The sequence below is a fragment of the Anoxybacillus sp. EFIL genome, from assembly GCF_013096955.1.
Lineage (GTDB): Bacteria > Bacillota > Bacilli > Bacillales > Anoxybacillaceae > Anoxybacillus > Anoxybacillus ayderensis.
Map to the genome: position 1 here is coordinate 80,480 of NZ_SDLH01000004.1, position 17,020 is coordinate 97,499.

Consider the following 17,020-nt stretch of genomic DNA (forward strand, 5'->3'; position numbering starts at 1 on the left):
GGCATCTTTTTTGATTTATCTACTTGTCACACCAGAGCTAGTTAAGCTCTGGCGTTCAACTAGCTCTATGGGCTAAAACCATACATCACCATCTTCTGGGTCCAGTGGTTCTAACAAATATTCACCATAGAAAAAATCTTCACACCCTTTTTCACAGTAGAACCAAGCAATATCGTCATCTATTCTTACTTTTGCTTGTGCATCACATTCATCACATTTAATATTCTCTTTTTTTATTTTTTCTTCAAGTATATCTATCAAACAATCTTCGCACATCATTTCGATATGGTTTATTCTCAAATCACCAGTTTTAAATAATTCGATACCCTCGCGGTTACAATTTATACACTTTTCCATTTTTGCAGCTCCCTCTATTTCACCAAAAAAGTTGTAATTCAGTGCTATTATATGATAAATTAAGTAATGGTTCAATATTACGTACGTAACAAGAGGGGTTTACATATATGGATTATAATTTCACATACAATTTTCCAGCTGTACGTGGTATTCAGGCAAATCGCGAGTATTATGTTGCTATGTGTCCCCTAAAACTAATACCTAAAATTTTTTTGTTTGATGAAGAAGAAATTCCTCCTGAATTTCGCGCCCAACGTCTGTTAAACAAGCACAGGATACCTGAAATAACTAGGTACATATTGGAAAATCCGAATGATTATGTGTTTTCTTCTATTACTGCCTCTGTAGATGGTGAAATGCATTTTGTTCCATATGAAGATAAAAATAACAAAAATATCGGAAGACTTGTCATTAACATGGATGCCCGATTTCTTATCAACGATGGTCAACACCGTCGAGCAGCTATTGAGGAGGCTATCAACATAAATCCTGATTTAGGAAATGAAACTATTTCTGTAGTCTTCTTTCATGATCAAGGTCTGAGAAGAAGTCAACAGTTATTTGCAGATTTGAACAAGCATGCCGTTACCTCTACAAAATCTATTGGAATTTTGTACGACTGGCGTGATGAATTATCGATCATCACTAAAGAAATTATTCAATCAAATGATTTATTGAGAATATTGACTGATATGGAAAATTCATCATTATCAAAGTTCAGTCCGAAAATCTTTACACTTAGCGCAATCTACACCACCAATAAGCATTTAGTATCCTTGAAAAAAGAATCTAGAATTTCGGAAGATACAAAGAATTTCTTGAAAAGGTTTTGGGATATTTTAACACAAAGTATTAAAGAATGGCAACTTGTATTCAACAAACAAATGACTGCTCACATGTTACGAGCTAACTATCTCTGTTCCTATTCAATTGTACTAGAAGCAATCGGGATGATTGGTTATGAACTTCGCATGAATAACCACAAAAAATGGGGAAATGTAATTAAAAGTCTCGAAAAAATCGATTGGAGTCGATCAAATGATTTTCTTTGGCTTCATCGAGCCTACAATAAAAACGGAAGAATTAACAAAAATAAACATTCAATTAAATTAACGAAAAATCAAATTAAAATCCAACTAGGATTACCATTAACCCAAGAGGAAGAGCAGCTAGAATGTGAATTTCTAAAAAAGGGGTTTTAAGAAATGGCTCTTAATTATTTTTCCAAGTACAAAAAAGAAGATTTATATAAGAACGTTCAAGAAGTCTATAAGTCTGATAACCGTCCATGGGTAATCGGGTTCAGCGGCGGAAAAGATTCTACTGTTGTTGTACAAGTTGTATTCTATGCTTTGTCATTAATGAGCAAAGGGGAGCTGACAAAGCCTGTATACATCATCTCTTCTGATACAATGGTCGAAAATCCAAAAGTATTAAAACATATTAATGAACAGTTATTAAAAATTAAAAAATCAGCAAAAGACTTAGAATTACCTATACACGTAGAAAAAGTTATGCCTGATATAAAAAATACGTTCTGGGTTAACCTTATTGGTAGAGGCTATCCTGCTCCAAGACAAAAATTCCGATGGTGTACAGATCGTTTAAAAATTGATCCAGCAAACGCATTTATTCTCAATAAAGTGTCCGAGTTCGGAGAAACCATTGTAGTTTTGGGTGTACGAAAGTCAGAAAGCGCAACAAGAGCACAAGTAATGAATACTCACAAAATTGAAGGGAAAGTATTACGCAGGCATACTAAACTCCCAAATTCATATGTTTATGCTCCAATTGAAGATTTTTCGTTAGATGATGTTTGGACATATCTCTTACAAGTACCAAATCCATGGGGAGCAGATAACCATGATTTGCTAGCGCTATATCAAGACAGCCAAGGTGAATGTCCTCTCGTTATCGATCAATCAACCCCATCATGTGGAAATAGTCGATTTGGATGTTGGGTATGTACAGTTGTACAAGAGGATAAATCTTTAAAAGGTTTTATTGAGTCGGGTGATGAGTGGTTGATCCCTTTGCTTCGCTTTAGAAATTGGCTTTCTGACAACCGTGATAATGAAGAAAATCGTGAAAAAAAGCGGATGAATGGGGCAGTCTATTTAGTTGGGGATGATGAAAATAAACGTAAAGGCTTAGGTCCATATACACTTGAACACCGTAAAGAAATTCTAAAAAAACTTCTCGAAACAGAAAAGGATTTGCAACACCCAAATCATTCAGAGTATGAACTAATTACTTTAGAAGAACTAAAAGAGATTCGGCGAATCTGGTTCAATAAAGGAGATTGGGAAGACTCTGTCTTAACAATTTATGAAGAAGTATACGGGAAAAAGCCTAAATGGAATATTGAGAAAAATGAATTTATGGAGAGTGAAGACATACAGCTACTAAAACAATTGTGCATTCAAGAAGAAATAGAGTTCGAGTTGATTCAAAAATTGATTAACTTAGAATTCGAACATTATGGTTATAAACATCGACATGGAATTTTAAAAGAGATAAATCGAATTCTCAACGAAGAATGGCTACACTTTGATAAACTAACAGGTGAAAAATATGCGAATCAATAAATTGGTAATTAATAATTTTGGAATATACTACGGACGTAACGAATTTTTATTCGGTAACAAAAATGACAGAAGTAACATTATTTTAATTGGTGGTGAAAATGGATCCGGTAAAACCACTTTTTTGTCTGCTATAAAATTGGCGATCTACGGTCCTTTATTTCTAGGGTACAAATCCATAAACAATAAATATATGGAATATATTAGAGATAAAGTTAATATTTACGCAATAGCGGAAGGTATAAACAAAGCGAGTATTGAGATTGAATTTACTATTCGTAACCACGGCGAACAAGAGTACTATAAAGTTATTAGAGAATGGAAAATAGTTAAAGATTCTTTGAAAGAATATGTTCAAATTTCAAAAAACAACCTCATCCTTAATGAGAGAGAAACGGAGGAGTTTTATCATTTTTTAAGACGTTACTTACCACCAAGTTTGTTTGATTTTTTCTTCTTTGATGGAGAAAAAGTACAACAGTATGTACTAGATTCACAGTTTGAATTAAACTTAAAAGAAGCTTTTATGACCCTTTTTAATCTCGATCTTTTTGACATTCTTAGAGACGATTTATTCAAATACTTAAAACAAGAAAATGTCTTTGCAAATCTAACAGAAGAACAAAGACAATACACACAAATTGAACATGATCTGCGTAATCAAGAAAATGTGATCAACCGATTAGAAAAAAGAATAGCTGAGTTAAAAGAAAAATTAAAAGATACCCACGTGAGAATACAAGAATTAGAACGTGAGTTCTCTAATCATGGTGGCATGATTGCTCGTGAACGCGAAGAGCTCAATAATAAAATTTTTTCAATGGAACAGGAAAAGAAGCAAATATCTGAAAAAATCAGAGAAATTACAGCTTCTCTCCTACCATTTGTCATTACAAAAAAACTTGTTCAGCAAACAATAACTCATCTTGAAAATGAAGAGAGAGTACAAAAATATGAAATGTTGAAAGATGAGCTTGGAAAAGAAGCTCTTCCGCGTCTATTAAAGAGCTTATCTCATAAATTCCACATCACTGACAAAGATGGCAAAGAAGCTTCTTCATCTTTCATGAACGAGATGAGCACTCAGCTATTTAATCTATTAAAACCAGTAGGAATCAATATAGATCGTTTTCAAATGATTCACGGAATGACAAAGGAACAAAAACATGCTATGTATGAATTATTTCAATCAGTCCAACAATTTAATGGAAAAGATATTGATCGTTATTTCTTGAGAATGGAACAACTCACACATGAGATTTATAATGCAAGAAAACAAATTGAACACAGCTTGAAAGATGATGTCTTAAGAGAAATTGTTAGCAGACTTAGTGAAGAAAATCGCCTTCATGAACAAATCAAACACGAAATCGAAAGCAATGAAATTAAACTTGTACAAGCAAAAAAATTCTACAATGATCTTGTTAACCAAAAAGAGAAAGCAGCGAAACGTGTGCATAAAGCACAGAAAGATGGTAACATTTTTGAATTGTGCCAAAAACTTAATATAGTTTTAACAAGATATCAAGAAATTCAGATTAAAAAATATCTTGGGACTGTCGAAACATATTTCTTACAAATGTTTAATTCACTGATGCGGAAAGGACAATTTTTAAATTCGTTTAAAATTGACCCTTATACTTTCGAACTAATTATGCTCAATCACACAAACAGTCCTGTGTTTAAGCATTCTCTTTCTGCAGGAGAAACACAAATCTTTTTTCTATCGCTATTATGGGCGCTATTAAAAGCTTCTAAACAACAAATCCCATTAGTACTGGATACTTTATTTGGGCGCCTCGATCATACCCATAAAGAAAATCTTATAAATAGATATTTACCAATTGCGGGAAACCAAGTGATCATTCTCTCAACAAACACAGAGATAGACGAATATTACTATCAAAAGATTAAGCCATATATTCAACAAGAATTCTTGTTGAGTTTCAATAGAGAAACAAATCAAGTAGAAATTAATCATAATTATTTCTTTCAAAAGGTGAGGAACTAATCTATGCAATTTCGTCTTAAAACATCCAAAGACACAATGGAAATCTTGAAGCAAATGCAAATAAACACAAATTTGACACCAAACATTTTGGCGAGATTATCTATTTCCCTTTCCTTACTATTAGAAAGCCCGATTGAAGAATTTGAATCCGATACAAATGGCTTAGAGTTTAATCGAAATACTCTAACCGGAACCCATGATTTTGCGTATAAAGCAATTATTGCACAGCAACTTGGAAGAGCCATTACTGATGAAGAATATTTTCCTACTCTTATAAAAAAACATTTAGATCGTGGAGCTAAATTACTCGAAAATGAATATAAATATGCAGGAAATTATGAAAAATTTATTAGAAGTTTAGCTAATTTCGAGATGGAGATGGTACGATGATATACTTGGATAATAGTGCCACAACACCAATTGATCCTGAAGTTAGTAAAGCCATGTGGCCTTATTTAAATGAAGAGTATGGAAACCCTTCAAGTAAATACTATACATTAGCAGAAAATGCAAAAAAGGTAGTTGAAGAAGCAAGAGGCCATGTGGCCTCTCTTCTCTCCTGCCAACCTAGTGAAATTATTTTTACAAGTTGTGCGACTGAAAGCAATAATTTTGTTTTAAAGGGAGTCGCTCACTATTACAAAAACAAAGGGAAGCATATTATCACATCTAAAATTGAACATAAATCGATACTTGAAACGTGCAAGTTCTTAGAGAGCGAGGGTTTCGAAATAACATATTTAGATGTTGATCAATACGGCCAGGTGCAGTTGGAAACTCTTAAGGGTGCGATTCGTGAGGATACAATTCTTATTTCAATTATGTGGGGAAATAATGAAATAGGTACTCTTAATAATATCCAGGAACTTGCCAAATACGTAAAACAACAGCACTCACATATATTTTTCCATACTGATGCTACGCAAGTGTTGGGAAAAATAGAAGTTGATTTGTCAAAAGTCCCCGTCGATTTCCTTTCTCTATCTGCGCACAAAATGTATGGACCAAAGGGGATTGGTGCATGCTTTATTCGTAAACGTGAGTTGGGCTTGCGAACAAAAATTACACCTCTTCTGCATGGTGGCAGTCAAGAAGATGGTTATCGTTCTGGTACGTTAAGCGTTCACAACATTGTTGGCCTTGGAAAAGCTGCTGAAATGGCAAGACTTCATTTAAAAGAACATCAGTCTAAACTACTGAAACTTGAAAAGCATCTAGTATCAGCACTAAAAGAAAACTTTCCGAACATAAAATTTAATGGTCATCCAGAACAAAAAATTCCTGGAGTAGTTAATTTCACAATACCTGGAATTAACAACGAACTAATTATTCGCAGTCTGAAAGAAAAATTTGCAATATCTACCGGATCGGCATGTTCTATTAATGAACCTTCTTATGTATTAAATTCGATTGGATTAAATACGTTGGAAGTGAAGAGTTCATTCAGGGTTTCGTTGAATAAATACTTAGATTATAGTAAAGTAAGTGATTTCTGTATCGCTTTTAAAGAAGCTGTTAGAAATTTAATGATTTAGTCATCCAAAACCAATTATATCAGGGAGCTGCATATTATATCTCCTTATTTATTTACTGGTTCATTACATGTATACAACATAAGGGCTACCGACACTTCACTAGGTAGCCCTCAAAGTTGTTAGTTACTACTTTCCATGTTTCTGAACCAGATAAAGAAAATAACTATCCGCGTTTGAGAGCTGGTTCATCTCTTGTTCCATAATTTCAAGCCCTTGCTCAACGCAACTTAAAATTAACTTGTCCAATTTCGTTTCGTCAATTTGTGTCTGGACCTTATCAATAATTAAATGTTTAATTAATAGAACCTCATCCGACTTTGCAATAACACTTATAGGAAACTCGAAATCAGAGTGTTCTCGTTTGACCTCTTGAATCGTCTCTGACTCAGTTAACCCCTTGGCAAAGGCTAGTCTGAGAACCTCTGGACGCTCCATTTCTAATTCAGCCATCACGCTTTCAAGGATTGCATAGCCTTTTTTCGATAATTTTACGCCAGCCATGGATTTGTCACCTTCTCAAAAAAGTACCCTTCTTCTATTTTTGTGTACTTTTCTTGTTCATCAAATGTTAATAAATACGATTTTTCAATAAAAGGAAATAATTCTTCATAGAAATCTTGAGTAATTTCCGTATCAGTTGATAAAATAATCACTTGATCACTTAATTTTGTGAAATAGTGATGTACAAGATTAGATCGATGAATACTGTCAAGACGAGCAAGAGGTGTATCAATAACAAATGGTATTTGCGTCCCCGATACCTTAGTAAGTGCCCAAATCATCGCGAGAGCAATCAGTTGTTTTTCACCCTCAGATCTTGACATCAAATCAATTTCTTTCCCCTCTTGATTATAAATTGTCAACGTGAATTTTTCTGGATGAAATTTTACTTCTCCAAATTCATTTTTCCTAAACATTTGTTCAATGATCGTTTCAACAGCTAATTTTAACTGTTTTGCCTTTAATAACGTGACTTGATCAATGAATTCTTGAGTAGCATTGCGAAGACGAGTAATTAAATCGATTTTTTGCTCAATCGGACCTAGCTCATTTTTTACACGTTCTTTCTCCGTGATTTCTCGTTGAATCCGAGAACGCTCATCACGTAGCTTACGAGTAAGAGAAAATAGTTGTTTTTTCCTTACTCGTAACTCCCCGAGTTTCTGGTTACACACTTTAATTTTCTCATCAATCTCTGTTGTATCAATTTCATCAGGCGCATCCCCTAATTGGGATTGGTATTTACGCAACATTTCTTCAGCTTTTTTCATTTCTTCTATTACCGGCTTTATATCCCTCGACCTAGCCTCGGGATAATTAATGAGCGTTTGGTAATCTTTATTAGATAAATCATGAATCACTTGAATTTTCTCTTTGAGAACATTTCGTTGAATGTTATTTAGCTTCGCCCAAACATCTCTGCCATTCATTTTAATCTGAATTTTTTGTTTTTCTGTTAATGGAGGATCCGTGTCAATTTCTAAAAGCTTGACAATAAAATTGTCATAGTCAATAAACTGTAATTTTTCTCTAAATTTAGCTTCTAGATATTCTTTCTCTCTTTTTATATTTTGCTTCAAAACACGGATTGCAGGAAGTAAAATAAGTTGTTGTAAATCTTTTTCTTTGAATTTTTTGAAAAAATCCTTGTGTTGTTTTAGCTTCTCTTCATACTCCCCAATCCATCTATTCAATTGTTGCTTAGTTGCGCTAGAATGAGAAATCATTTCTCTACGCTTGCGTTGTAAATTTACTTCTTCCTCATTTAAAATTGCTAATTTTTCATCTACCTGCTTTTCTTCACTTTCAAATCGGTCTAATTTTTCATTGATTTCTTCCAAACGATCAAACAAATTTTTAATATCATCATCTTTTACTTGTTTTCTTAAATCGCTTGTTAATTCTCTTGAAATATGATCCAAGTCTTTTAATAATTGATTGTAAAGTTCTAAAGAAACTACTTTTTGAATGGCCCTAATTGTTTCAGACCGTTCTTGTTCTCCTACTAGATCACGGATTTTTTCTGCATCAAAAATGAAAAACTGCGACACATCTATAGGAATGCGCTGATCAATAAAGTCGTAAAAAGCTTGCTCAGTTGTTGCAATCTCCCTAGTTTTTTTTAGGTCACCGTTTAGTTCGTACACACGACGTGTTTCTTTCAATTCACGATGATTAAATGTTACTTCAATAGCGTAGCTTCCTGTCTCATCAGTAAATGCTAACTCAATCGATCCTTCCTTGCCACCTTCAGAAAGATGTTTCTTGTTTACTGCATTTCTCATAAGCTCATCATATTCTTTTTGTTTAAACTTTCTCCGCCCATAAAAACAGATAAAAATAGCATTGATTAGGGATGTTTTTCCATGACCATTTAGACCGCCGATAAGAACAATGTTTTTTTTGTGTATAGAGAAATTATTTTGATTCTTATTTTTATTACGAAAATACATTGTTTGCTCTCCGTAATAAGGTCGATAATTTTTAAATTTAATATATTCAAATATCATGGATTCCCCCCCTATCTTACCCATTTCTCAATTTTGTTTTTGATATCTCTATAAATCCCTCTTCTCGTATCCATATTTCGATCCGCGTATTCTTTCTCTATTTTAAACAATTCTTCAAAATAAAAAGGTTTAAGTTGATATTTTTTACATATCTCTTCTATGATTTTTTCTTCTTCAGCATGCATAATTTTCATCCCTACCTTTAATTGGTGTTGCTTGTTATTACTGTTGTATTATACTATAAAAATCAGAAAATATATATAGGTGGGATTGAATTGGAAATATTATGTTCTCCTAATACCCGAGATATCGAACAATGGATTAAAAAGCATTTTACATTTAATAATCGAAAGAAAATTTTACATATTGTTCCAACACTCATTCTATATCGGAGAAGGTTGCAATTTTATCGATCGGAAAATCGCGGAGAATTTTATAACTTGGAAATCAAAGAAGTTGAGAAAAAACTACGCGAAAAGTATGTAGGATTATATGAAATGGATCGATTTTTACAAGACCTAGTTATGAAAAGTGATCTAACTGTTTTATCTAAGCGCGAATCCTCGATTATTATCGAGCGTATTCTTTCAGAAAACCCTCATACCAATAACTTGGCTTGGAAATTGTCAGTAACAGATCTTTCTGATTGTTTCTTGACACTTTCACAAACTGGGCTGAGCATTGAGCAAATTCGCAAATTAGACTACTCCGACTCGTGGCAATTTATTTGTGATTTATATAAACAATATATAACATTACTGTCAAAAAATAAATTATTAGACTTCGGGAAAGCGACCGTCCAACTAATACAAGAGCACGACTTTAATGACTTTGAAATGCTGTTATTAGATGGGGCATTTTTGCCAATTCTTCCAAAGCACCAAATGCTGATTAATCGTTTTAAGTCTTTAAATAAACCTATTAAATGTTTTCTCCCGGTCGATTTAGACATTGAACAACATCCAGCTTTTGAAGCTATTAAGAAAACATATGGTAGTTTTCTTCCTGTTTCTAGCTGGCAATCCATTAAAGGAGAAAAAATAGAGCTCAATGTTGCTCAGAAACTATCAAAGTCTATCTTCCATTCAAAGATTAAAGATGTTGATGATTATTCTGTACAAATTGTTCGTTTTACCTCTCAGGAAGAAGAACTAGACAGAATAGTTGAACGAGCTGCACAACTGATTCAACAAAAAGCAACAAAGGCACATAAAATCGCTATTATAACACCTAACCCAATGGAATTAAGACCAGTAGTTCGAGAATTATCAGAGATGTACAAGCTTAAAGTAGAGGTTCCAGAGCGTCCTTTAATCCAATTACCACATGGTAGAGCCATCAATAATCTTTTAAAAATTTATACAGATGATCAAATTGAGGCATTAGGGGTAGCACATATTTTCGATATCGAAATATTCGCTGATTTGCTTCATGCAAATTTGTTTAAAGATTTTGAAGACTTAATCAGACCGTTTGAAATACTAAAATCCTTTTTTGAGGACTGCAAATCATTTAGCGAATGGTACAATACACTAGAACAGCTGATCAATGCCAAGTCGCAGCTAACAGAGGAATTTCTTCATCATCCTCTCTACTATGTTACTGAAAAAGAGCTGCTTCGCCTAAAAAAGGCTGTTCAAATCGTCGAAAAAGTTAGCCTAGATCTGATCTCGTGTAGCGAAATGACGTTTCGTGATCATATGCAAGAAATGATTTCTTATATTCAAAATTCGCCATTCATTTCCTGTATTGATCGAGAAATCGAAACACGGCTATTAGCCATTGCAGATGATTTATCATCACATCAACATTTATTAGTGAATCGAAAAGAATTTGCGAAACGGATTCACGCTATCATGACCGACAAAGAATATGAGAAAATGGATAACAAGGATTTGGATAAAATTTTAGTAACAGGCCCAAACAACGTTGAATTTCAAGAATATGACTATATTTTTTTGACACGTTTCACACAGAATATGTACCCTGAAGCAATAAAACATCGCTGGCCAATTAACCTAAGTATAGAACGAAACATTTTAAATCAAATGACAAATCAGAACTTTCCTGATGACACATCATTAGTTTATTATTACCTTGATAGATCTATCTATCATTTTTACGTCGCTCTAAGTGCAGCTAAAAAAAGATTAACCATTTCTTACTCAAAGTTCGAAGATGGCATTGAACTATCTCCATCTCACTATTTGAATGACATCGCTAGTTGTTTTGGAATCGAGGAAGATAGTACCAATAAAAACGAAACAGTCGAAGACTTATTAATACGTGCAGGTCTTTTATTTGAAGGCAGTAAAACAGCTCAGCAATCCAATATCAAAATTAAACCAATAGAGACAAAACCGCTTGGCCAAGATATCGTGATCACAATAGAAGATATAGCTGTTTACAGATTTTGTCCGAGAAGATTTTATTATGAGAAGACACTTTCAGTCGAACATGTTTACAGAACAATATTTCATTTACAAAATTTCGCAATCTCCTATTTATACGAAGAAACTGTAAAAAAATTAGTGGAAAAATTTCAAACGTTATCTGCTGGGAATTTAGATAAAATCGAAAGATCTTTCCCAGATCTAATTCGTGAAGCAGAGTTTAAGATCAGACCATTCTTTCCAATTGGTCAACGTTTTTGGGAAGATGTGAAAATAAGAACTAATGTTCATTTATCAAACTTAATTAAGCGCATCTTATCGCAAACTGATCATAAAAGTGCAAAACTGTCATTGAAAACTCAAAGCCATACTATAAAAATTGATTCTTATACATTTTATGGGGAGAGACAGCTACAAGTTAGATATGGAACTGCTGTTCACTATTATTCAATCAAAAACTTGAGAAAAATATTGTCATTCCACACGAACGATCATCAGGATGAGCAACAACGATTAAAAGAAATTAAAGATGACTACTTTAACTTGCTCAGTAACTTTTGCCGAAAAGAACCTGTTGCTGAAGAATCTTTACGTGACTATGCAAGGAAATTTGCAACAAATCAATTCCCAAAAAATGTAGGTTCTCACTGTAACTATTGTGCTTTCCAAAAGGCTTGCAAAGAAAAGGAGATTCAAAACAATGAGGCTGACTGAAGAGCAACTAACAGTCATTAATGAAACCAGTAGAAAAATTTTAGTTAAGGCTGGTGCAGGTACAGGAAAAACAGAAATTCTCACCCGTCGAATTATACGACTTATTGAGGATGATCCTACCCTATCCATTAGAGATATGGCTATTATTACTTTTACCAACAAGGCCACAGAAGAACTGCAGACTCGTTTGAAAAAACGAATTTATCAAAAGTGGAAAAGCAGTTCTTCTTTTGAGGAAAAGCGACGCTTTCGTTATGAGCTAGAGTCTTTAAATTCTTGTCAAATATCAACTATTCATAAGTTTTGTAGGAGTATCTTAGATGAAATAGGTCCATATTGCAATGATAGTCTGCTCTTTAGTCCTAATTTTTCTGTGAAAACACAATCACACAAACAAGTGATTGAGGAAATTACTGAGGAATGGATTAAACATAAACTAAATCAACAAAAGCCTATTGAACATCTGAATATAATGCCTGTTCACAAATTAAAAGAGATTGTTGCCAAATCATATGAGTTATTACGTACAAAAGGACTAGATATCCCAAGAGTTATTCAACAAACTAAACGTTACGCAAATTTAGAAGACTCTACGCAAAGAAAGTTAAAAATTGAGTTAGTAGAATTAATCGAGCAAGTTCATGATCGGCATGCAAAACATAAATATTATTTTTTAGACACAGATGATCTTCTCGAATATTGTTATAAAATCCTTGCAGAAAATCGAAGTGCATTAAAGTCTGTTCAAAATAAATACAGATACATTTTTATTGATGAATTTCAAGATACGTCGTTATATCAAGCAGAGATGGTTAAATTAATATGTGATGATTCTGAAAATTCACCTTCATTATTTGTTGTTGGCGATTTAAAACAGTCGATCTATGAATTTCGTGGTGCAGACATTGATTCATATTCTCATATAGAAGAATGGATTAAAGAAAATGGGGTTGTTTTAACTTTATCTACTAACTGGCGTTCCGAACCTGATCTCGTCCTTTTCGTAAATCACATATTTAACAATATCAAAGAAGACAACGAACAATATGTTTTTTATCAAGAGCCGCTAAAACCAAGAGAAAACAAGAGTGAAATTGATTTTTCAAAAATGTGTAGCTGGATTTTGTGCGATAAAGAAGATTCCCAAGCAAAAAAAGTAGCTGAATGGATGAAACAAGAATTAAAAAACAGTAACGCTTCAAATTATTGTATATTGTTCAGGAAAAACTTTGAGATGGGGGATTTTATCAGCGAATTTACAAAAAAAGAGATTCCTATACGTGTAGTTGGTAGCGGTGATTTCTTCAACCAAAAAGAAATTGTTGATGCTTTAAAGCTTTTACAATACCTAAGCGCGCCTTTTCTCAAACAATATTCCATCGAAGCAATCGATACGATTTTTATTGATCACGAAGAGAAATTACAAAATCTATACGACAAGATCTATTCTCAGCTAGACATATGGACACCAGCACAAATTTTGGATTTTATTTATAAATTCACAAATATCAAAAATAGCTGCTCTACCCAAACCTATGCAAATTTAATAAAGTTAAAACAAATGGCGCGCAAATTAAATCTTAATGAAAATACCACTTTACAGCAATTTATTGGTTGGCTCTCAGCAATGATTCAGTCAGGTAAGGACGAGCCTCAAGCTGACGTCTCTGAACAAGCTAACTCGAACCAATACGTTACTTTTATGACGATCCATAAAGCAAAAGGATTAGAGTTTCCAATCGTGATTTTACCAAACTTAAATCAAAGTATTAGTCAACAAGCGTTAAAACCAGAGATATTGATACATCGAGATAAACAAACACTGGAATTTTCTTATCAAAAATATTACTCTACATCATCCAATATTCTTTCAAAGGGGTACGAAGAAGCAATTTCTCTCAATCAATACCAAATTTATTCAGAAGAATTGCGTGTCTTATACGTAGCTTTAACTCGGGCGAAAGAAAAATTAATTCTTGTTGGGAGTAAAAATTGTCCTAAAACAAAAGTTTGCTTCCAGAACTGGCTTACAGTTTGAAATCGATTAGCGTTTTGCTAATCGATTTCTTATTTTTTCGGTTAATGACGATTTTTTATTAGCTGTGAGTATAATATTTGTTTTAGATTTTAAAGATTTCTTAATTAGCCAGTTAAATCTTTGATAATTATTATCTCCATCTCTTATAGTGTTAATATCAAGAATAAATAAATAATCAAACATTGAACTACAATTAACGTTTCTTAAGTCTGTAGCATAGACAGAAAATGATTGACTAGGGACTAGAAGAGTTAAATTCTGTAGAGCACTATTAATAAATTGTGCAATTGTTCCCTCCCTTAGAGAACGGTTAATCGGATAAATTATCCCTATTGTTCTTGCTTCTCCTAGACGTATCAAATGATTTGTTTTGTCAATAACGAAATGAAGCTCATCGACATAATGGTCAAATGAGAAAAAGCTAACTTGCGGTTCCGACATATATGCTATGTCATCACTAGAAATATATAAACTGGCTCCTTCACGAACAGTGATAACAGGGTATATACATTGATTGATAATACTCGTCTCTTTTTCTGTCAATCCTTTTGAGATAAATAAATGCTCTGTCAAACAAAAAATTCTGTTTATAAGATTTTCTCCCGTTTCTATATCATGTCTACAAAATATTTGTTCTTTTGGAATGATTCTCTCAATACCTAGCTCCTTGACTTCATCTACTGATAAATTTGGGAATATACAAGCAATAGCTATCGGGATTTTCAATTTCCCTTGATAAATACCACTTTTTTCTAATAGTTCATTTTCTCTCGACAACACAGTAATTAAAGTATTTCTATAGTCTATCGCTTGTTTTATCGGAGATTTAACACTTATAATTCTACCATCTACATCTATTTTCCAAAAATCAGGGTTAATTTCTTTGATAGATTGTTTTGAGTAATCTTTTACTTCTATGATAATAATTCCTTGATATTCATGAAACAAAATAAAATCCGGTTGCTTCCCCTCGATAATTGGTTCGTAGTAAACTGTCCATAAATCATCTAAAATTTGTTCAAAAAGTTTCACCAATTTTTTTTCACCGTATGTGCGTAGCCTAGGGTTTTCTGGAATAATTTTAGCCATAAAACACTCTCTCCTCTGTAATCAATAACAAATCCATTAAACCGTACAGACAGCATTATTCCTCCCAAAAAAACTCATACGTTGCGATTATTTTTCGAAGCGCCCCTTCGTCTTTGATCGGAAACAGTTTTCTTTCTGTACACGTGTGGTAACATTCATGATGTATAACTGTATTAATAATATCAAGAACAACATGGTCTTGCCATTTGAACTTTTCTCTACAAATTGGACAGCGTAAGTTCCCAAGAATCGAAACCATTGACGTTTACCCCCTTGCTTTTTATTTCGAGATTTCTTGCTTCTCTCCACCTCTCCTCTCAAAATACACATGCAACCGATACTCACAAACGACGTTAATATATAAATCGTGGATGAGGTTTCGATATGTTCTTTTAGTTTTCCGATCAAATGACTTTTGACAAACTCGACTTTACTCATCATGTACCTCAATTAAGAAAATTTTTTCCTTAAATCCGCCTCGTTTCTCCGCTTTCGATGCACGAATTGCTTCGACTTGCTCGATCGTTGCCCCATGGCATTCGGCAAGCGCATGAACAATTTCTAACAAATCCGCCAACTCCTCTACAGCCATCACATCATCCGGTGCGTTCATATATTCCTCTAACTCCTCAAACGCTTTTTTTCGCAGTTCATGGCGGTATTCTTCATCGCTTAACGTGCGCGTTGTAAACGTCTTCCCAGCTGCTTCGATGACTTGTGGAATGTTGTCGCGAACAAGTTTATTATAAACAGGCATCAATATCCTCTCCTCTCCTTTTCACCTCTTCTCATTTTACAATATTTCCCGCTCTTTTGGAACAAAAAAACTGCGCTTAACGTGGTTATTTGTACCACTTCAACCGTTCTTTTAGCGCCTCGACGTCGATTGGTGACTCGGAAGTTTGTGGGGTTTCCCATTGCTTTTGATATTGATTAGAAATATACACCTTCTCACCCTCCAACGAAAATAGTTCTACCTTTTCTATCGCTAGAAAGGGTGGAAAAAGATAGATGCCAAAAAAATAAAGCCGTTCACCATTTTTGAACCGCTTTCCTTCCATTCGTTTCATCTCTCCGCTAGCGTACATAAAGAATAAGTTTTTCTAAATCGATGACAGCGCCAATATGCAAAAGACAATCAAGTCCTATAATCGCATCTAGCTCTACTCCGTACTCCATCGCACCAAATTCAATTTCAAAATTTGCTGCTTTCATGGATCCTATCATGATTTCATCTACAATTTTTGCGTAAACAAATTCCGTTCCCCCCACCCCGCTAATTCGATAAATAGAATCGTTTTCTTCTGGAACGATTCCAATTGTTGCTGCTTGATCAGCACATACGATGGTTCCTGTTGAGCCGGTGTCGATTAACGCTCTTTTTAACTCAATCGTTTTATTTTTATGGGTTAACTGCAATGTAGCGAGCAACATCCCTTCTTCGATACGAAGCTCTATCATCCTCGGCGCACTCCCGTCCATGTTCTTTCCATAATATTTGTTTCTTTGCGATTCGTATGAAGAACATACAATTCTCGATGAGGATTTTCCTTATGAAGATGTTTATACTCACTCATTGCTTTCATTGGATCCGAAAACGTTTCAATCGGGATTAATTTGTTTAAAACACGTTCGTTTTTCTCATTTGTATAGGCATCCACCGCCTCAATGAGCACCCAACGATTCGGAAAAGCTTGCCGAATTTCTTCCCACTTCATCGTCTTTCCCCCATTTCTTTTTGCTTTTATCTTAACACAAACAAAGAAAAAACGGATCTTTTTGACAAAC

16 protein-coding genes are annotated in these 17,020 nt (G+C 33.8%); 7 read left to right on the forward strand and 9 right to left on the reverse strand.

Annotated elements, in window-relative coordinates:
- Positions 1 to 72: 72 nt before the first annotated feature.
- Positions 73 to 357, reverse strand: coding sequence for a hypothetical protein (locus ES017_RS08075; RefSeq protein ID WP_129000383.1), 285 nt, complete (start codon positions 355 to 357; stop codon positions 73 to 75).
- 107 nt (positions 358 to 464) lie between these two features.
- Between ES017_RS08075 and dndB the strand changes: the two genes are divergently transcribed.
- The 5 genes from dndB to ES017_RS08100 are packed head-to-tail and all read left to right on the forward strand — an operon-like array spanning position 465 to position 6,488.
- Positions 465 to 1,559 carry a DNA sulfur modification protein DndB gene (gene dndB, locus ES017_RS08080; protein WP_171334985.1) on the forward strand — a complete coding sequence of 365 codons (1,095 nt, stop codon included), beginning with the start codon at positions 465 to 467 and terminating at the stop codon, positions 1,557 to 1,559.
- 3 nt (positions 1,560 to 1,562) lie between these two features.
- Positions 1,563 to 2,945, forward strand: coding sequence for a DNA phosphorothioation system sulfurtransferase DndC (dndC, locus tag ES017_RS08085; RefSeq protein WP_171334986.1), 1,383 nt, complete (start codon positions 1,563 to 1,565; stop codon positions 2,943 to 2,945).
- Positions 2,932 to 4,953, forward strand: a complete 2,022-nt coding sequence (gene dndD, locus ES017_RS08090; protein WP_171334987.1) for a DNA sulfur modification protein DndD — start codon at positions 2,932 to 2,934, stop codon at positions 4,951 to 4,953. The genes dndC and dndD (ES017_RS08090) overlap by 14 nt, the downstream gene beginning before the upstream one ends.
- Before the next feature lie 3 nt (positions 4,954 to 4,956).
- On the forward strand, positions 4,957 to 5,343 hold the full coding sequence (locus tag ES017_RS08095; protein ID WP_171334988.1) for a DndE family protein: 387 nt from the start codon (positions 4,957 to 4,959) through the stop codon (positions 5,341 to 5,343).
- Complete coding sequence (locus ES017_RS08100; RefSeq protein WP_171334989.1) at positions 5,340 to 6,488, forward strand: cysteine desulfurase family protein; 1,149 nt, start codon at positions 5,340 to 5,342, stop codon at positions 6,486 to 6,488. The genes ES017_RS08095 and ES017_RS08100 overlap by 4 nt, the downstream gene beginning before the upstream one ends.
- A 126-nt stretch (positions 6,489 to 6,614) precedes the next feature.
- On the opposite strand, the gene ES017_RS08105 is transcribed toward ES017_RS08100, so the two are convergent.
- From ES017_RS08105 to ES017_RS08115, 3 genes are read right to left on the reverse strand one after another with little or no spacing between them, the layout of a single operon-like run.
- A complete protein-coding gene (locus tag ES017_RS08105; protein WP_171334990.1) occupies positions 6,615 to 6,989 on the reverse strand; it encodes a hypothetical protein in 375 nt (124 codons plus the stop codon).
- Entirely contained in the window at positions 6,977 to 8,998 is a 2,022-nt protein-coding gene (dndD, locus tag ES017_RS08110) for a DNA sulfur modification protein DndD (protein ID WP_171334991.1), read from the reverse strand. Before dndD (ES017_RS08110) ends, ES017_RS08105 begins: the two co-directional genes overlap by 13 nt.
- An 11-nt stretch (positions 8,999 to 9,009) precedes the next feature.
- Positions 9,010 to 9,183 (reverse strand): DNA modification system-associated small protein, encoded by a 174-nt coding sequence (locus ES017_RS08115; protein ID WP_164970116.1) that lies wholly within the window; start codon positions 9,181 to 9,183, stop codon positions 9,010 to 9,012.
- Between the two features lie 90 nt (positions 9,184 to 9,273).
- Here ES017_RS08115 and ES017_RS08120 point away from each other — a divergent pair, with 90 nt between their 5' ends.
- Both ES017_RS08120 and ES017_RS08125 read left to right on the forward strand, forming a co-directional pair.
- Positions 9,274 to 12,105, forward strand: coding sequence for a PD-(D/E)XK nuclease family protein (locus ES017_RS08120; RefSeq protein WP_171334992.1), 2,832 nt, complete (start codon positions 9,274 to 9,276; stop codon positions 12,103 to 12,105).
- Entirely contained in the window at positions 12,092 to 14,143 is a 2,052-nt protein-coding gene (locus ES017_RS08125) for a UvrD-helicase domain-containing protein (RefSeq protein ID WP_171334993.1), read from the forward strand. The genes ES017_RS08120 and ES017_RS08125 overlap by 14 nt, the downstream gene beginning before the upstream one ends.
- 6 nt (positions 14,144 to 14,149) lie before the next feature.
- Here the strand turns inward: ES017_RS08125 and ES017_RS08130 are convergent, their stop codons facing one another.
- The 5 genes from ES017_RS08130 to ES017_RS08150 form a co-directional block, all read right to left on the reverse strand.
- Positions 14,150 to 15,232 (reverse strand): nuclease-related domain-containing protein, encoded by a 1,083-nt coding sequence (locus tag ES017_RS08130; protein ID WP_171334994.1) that lies wholly within the window; start codon positions 15,230 to 15,232, stop codon positions 14,150 to 14,152.
- Between the two features lie 55 nt (positions 15,233 to 15,287).
- Complete coding sequence (locus ES017_RS08135; protein WP_171334995.1) at positions 15,288 to 15,491, reverse strand: hypothetical protein; 204 nt, start codon at positions 15,489 to 15,491, stop codon at positions 15,288 to 15,290.
- Positions 15,492 to 15,662: 171 nt separating this feature from the next.
- Entirely contained in the window at positions 15,663 to 15,989 is a 327-nt protein-coding gene (locus ES017_RS08140) for a nucleoside triphosphate pyrophosphohydrolase (protein WP_171334996.1), read from the reverse strand.
- 320 nt (positions 15,990 to 16,309) lie between these two features.
- The gene (locus ES017_RS08145; RefSeq protein WP_171334997.1) at positions 16,310 to 16,693 is read right to left on the reverse strand and encodes a retropepsin-like aspartic protease; all 384 of its coding nucleotides are present in this window, start codon (positions 16,691 to 16,693) and stop codon (positions 16,310 to 16,312) included.
- The gene (locus tag ES017_RS08150) at positions 16,690 to 16,950 is read right to left on the reverse strand and encodes a hypothetical protein (RefSeq protein WP_042535454.1); all 261 of its coding nucleotides are present in this window, start codon (positions 16,948 to 16,950) and stop codon (positions 16,690 to 16,692) included. The genes ES017_RS08145 and ES017_RS08150 overlap by 4 nt, the downstream gene beginning before the upstream one ends.
- Between the last annotated feature and the right edge of the window lie 70 nt (positions 16,951 to 17,020).

Bases quoted from the DNA above. Each gene is read 5' to 3' on its own strand.
- ES017_RS08095 (WP_171334988.1), top strand. From the start codon at position 4,957: ATGCAATTTCGTCTTAAAACATCCAAAGACACAATGGAAATCTTGAAG.
- ES017_RS08075 (WP_129000383.1), bottom strand. From the start codon at position 357: ATGGAAAAGTGTATAAATTGTAACCGCGAGGGTATCGAATTATTTAAA.
- dndD (WP_171334991.1), bottom strand. From the start codon at position 8,998: ATGATATTTGAATATATTAAATTTAAAAATTATCGACCTTATTACGGA.
- ES017_RS08125 (WP_171334993.1), top strand. From the start codon at position 12,092: ATGAGGCTGACTGAAGAGCAACTAACAGTCATTAATGAAACCAGTAGA.
- ES017_RS08145 (WP_171334997.1), bottom strand. From the start codon at position 16,693: ATGATAGAGCTTCGTATCGAAGAAGGGATGTTGCTCGCTACATTGCAG.
- ES017_RS08135 (WP_171334995.1), bottom strand. From the start codon at position 15,491: ATGGTTTCGATTCTTGGGAACTTACGCTGTCCAATTTGTAGAGAAAAG.
- ES017_RS08150 (WP_042535454.1), bottom strand. From the start codon at position 16,950: ATGAAGTGGGAAGAAATTCGGCAAGCTTTTCCGAATCGTTGGGTGCTC.
- ES017_RS08115 (WP_164970116.1), bottom strand. From the start codon at position 9,183: ATGCATGCTGAAGAAGAAAAAATCATAGAAGAGATATGTAAAAAATAT.
- ES017_RS08105 (WP_171334990.1), bottom strand. From the start codon at position 6,989: ATGGCTGGCGTAAAATTATCGAAAAAAGGCTATGCAATCCTTGAAAGC.
- dndC (WP_171334986.1), top strand. From the start codon at position 1,563: ATGGCTCTTAATTATTTTTCCAAGTACAAAAAAGAAGATTTATATAAG.
- dndD (WP_171334987.1), top strand. From the start codon at position 2,932: ATGCGAATCAATAAATTGGTAATTAATAATTTTGGAATATACTACGGA.
- dndB (WP_171334985.1), top strand. From the start codon at position 465: ATGGATTATAATTTCACATACAATTTTCCAGCTGTACGTGGTATTCAG.
- ES017_RS08100 (WP_171334989.1), top strand. From the start codon at position 5,340: ATGATATACTTGGATAATAGTGCCACAACACCAATTGATCCTGAAGTT.
- ES017_RS08140 (WP_171334996.1), bottom strand. From the start codon at position 15,989: ATGCCTGTTTATAATAAACTTGTTCGCGACAACATTCCACAAGTCATC.
- ES017_RS08130 (WP_171334994.1), bottom strand. From the start codon at position 15,232: ATGGCTAAAATTATTCCAGAAAACCCTAGGCTACGCACATACGGTGAA.